At 40.1% G+C, this 1903-nt stretch carries 1 protein-coding gene and 1 pseudogene; one reads left to right on the forward strand and one right to left on the reverse strand.

The window, feature by feature from the left end; translation table 11 throughout:
- Positions 1–393, forward strand: a pseudogene (locus GMD5S_RS0209565) (DNA replication/repair protein RecF); the annotation flags it as partial.
- A 52-nt stretch (positions 394–445) separates the two neighbouring features.
- On the opposite strand, the gene guaB reads toward GMD5S_RS0209565, so the two are convergent.
- Positions 446–1903: IMP dehydrogenase (gene guaB / locus GMD5S_RS0209570; RefSeq protein WP_016893870.1), on the reverse strand; the 1458-nt coding region annotated here is incomplete at its 5' end.

The following is a 1903-nucleotide window of genomic DNA, read 5'->3' on the forward strand; positions in this document are numbered from 1 at the left end:
CGTTCTTTTAAAATTGCTTTGGAGAAAAGCAGATTCAGAGACTTATTTAAAAAGAATACTGGAGTTGGCCCTCATCGAGATGATATTTCTTTTTATATCAATGGTATGGATGCTAGTTTTGGAAGCCAAGGTCAACATCGTAGCCTTGTTCTTTCTATAAAACTGGCGGAAATTGAGCTAATGGAAAGTATTACCAACGAGTCTCCAATACTACTGCTTGATGATGTTATGAGCGAACTTGACAATACACGGCAACTAAAATTACTAGAAACCATTTCACAATCTATCCAAACCTTCATTACAACAACAAGTTTAGACCACTTACAAAACTTGCCAGAAAACCTTAGTATTTTCAACATTCAAAATGGTAAAATTTCTGTAAATCAAAATTGACAACTATGTAAACAAAAAGAACTCCTGGATTTCAGGAGTTCTTTTTTACTTCTTACATGGAGTAGTTTGGTGCTTCATTAGTAATTTGTACATCATGAGGATGGCTTTCTTTTAGACCAGCCCCAGACATTTCAATAAATTGTGCATTATCATGTAGTTCTTTAAGGTTAGCTGCACCACAGTAACCCATACCAGAGCGAATACCACCAAGCATTTGGAAGACAATATCAGCTGCTGCGCCTTTATAGGCAACACGACCTTCAATTCCTTCTGGAACGAGTTTGTTTGCTTCATTGACCGCACCTTGGAAGTAACGGTCACTTGAACCTTTCTTCATTGCAGCGATTGATCCCATACCACGGTAAGTCTTAAACTTACGTCCTTGGAAGATTTCCGTTTCACCTGGTGCTTCATCTGTTCCAGCAAACATTGAACCAAGCATAACTGCATTTCCACCTGCAGCAAGGGCTTTTACAATATCTCCAGAGTACTTGATTCCACCATCAGCAATGATTGTTTTACCATATTCGCGCGCAACTGCTGCCGCATCATAAATTGCTGTCACTTGTGGGACACCCACACCTGCAATCACACGAGTAGTACAGATAGAACCTGGTCCAATCCCTACTTTGACAACATCCACACCCGCATCATAAAGAGCACGCGCACCTTCTGCAGTTGCAATATTACCAGCAATCAAAGTGCGATCTGGGAAGTGAGCACGAATTTCAGCAATTTTACGTAGAACCCCAGCAGAGTGACCATGTGCAGTATCAATAACAATTGCGTCAGCCCCTGCTTCAAAGAGAGCCTCTGCACGTTCAAATGTATCTGAAGTGACACCCACCGCACCAGCAACTAGAAGACGACCAAATTCATCTTTGGCAGCATTTGGAAACTCAATAACTTTTTCAATATCCTTAATAGTAATCAAGCCAGAAAGACGGCCTTCTTCGTCAACCAAAGGAAGTTTTTCAATACGGTGTTCTTGAAGAATATGTTCAGCTGTTGCAAGATCTGTACCAACAGGGGCAGTGACAAGATTTTCACTGGTCATATGGTTTGAGATTGGTTGATTGTAATCTGAAATAAAGCGAAGATCTCGGTTTGTTAGAATACCAACCAATTTACGATTTTCAAGTGTCTCCACAACTGGAACACCACTGATACGGTAACGTCCCATCAGTTCATCTGCTTCAGCAATCGTGTGTTCTGGAGTCAAGAAGAATGGATCAATAATAACACCATTTTCAGAACGTTTTACCTTACGAACTTCATCTGCCTGTTGCGCAATAGACATATTTTTATGGATTACTCCAAGACCACCCGCACGAGCAATAGCAATAGCCATTTGACTTTCTGTGACTGTATCCATGGCGGCTGTTATAATTGGGATATTTAAAGTCAGATTATCTGCCAATTTTGTTGTTAAATCTGCATCATTAGGCAACACATGACTTTCTGCTGGAATTAGCAATACATCATCAAAGGTAAAACCTTTTTTTAAAAA

The organism is Streptococcus sp. GMD5S (genome assembly GCF_000298715.2).
Taxonomy (GTDB): domain Bacteria; phylum Bacillota; class Bacilli; order Lactobacillales; family Streptococcaceae; genus Streptococcus.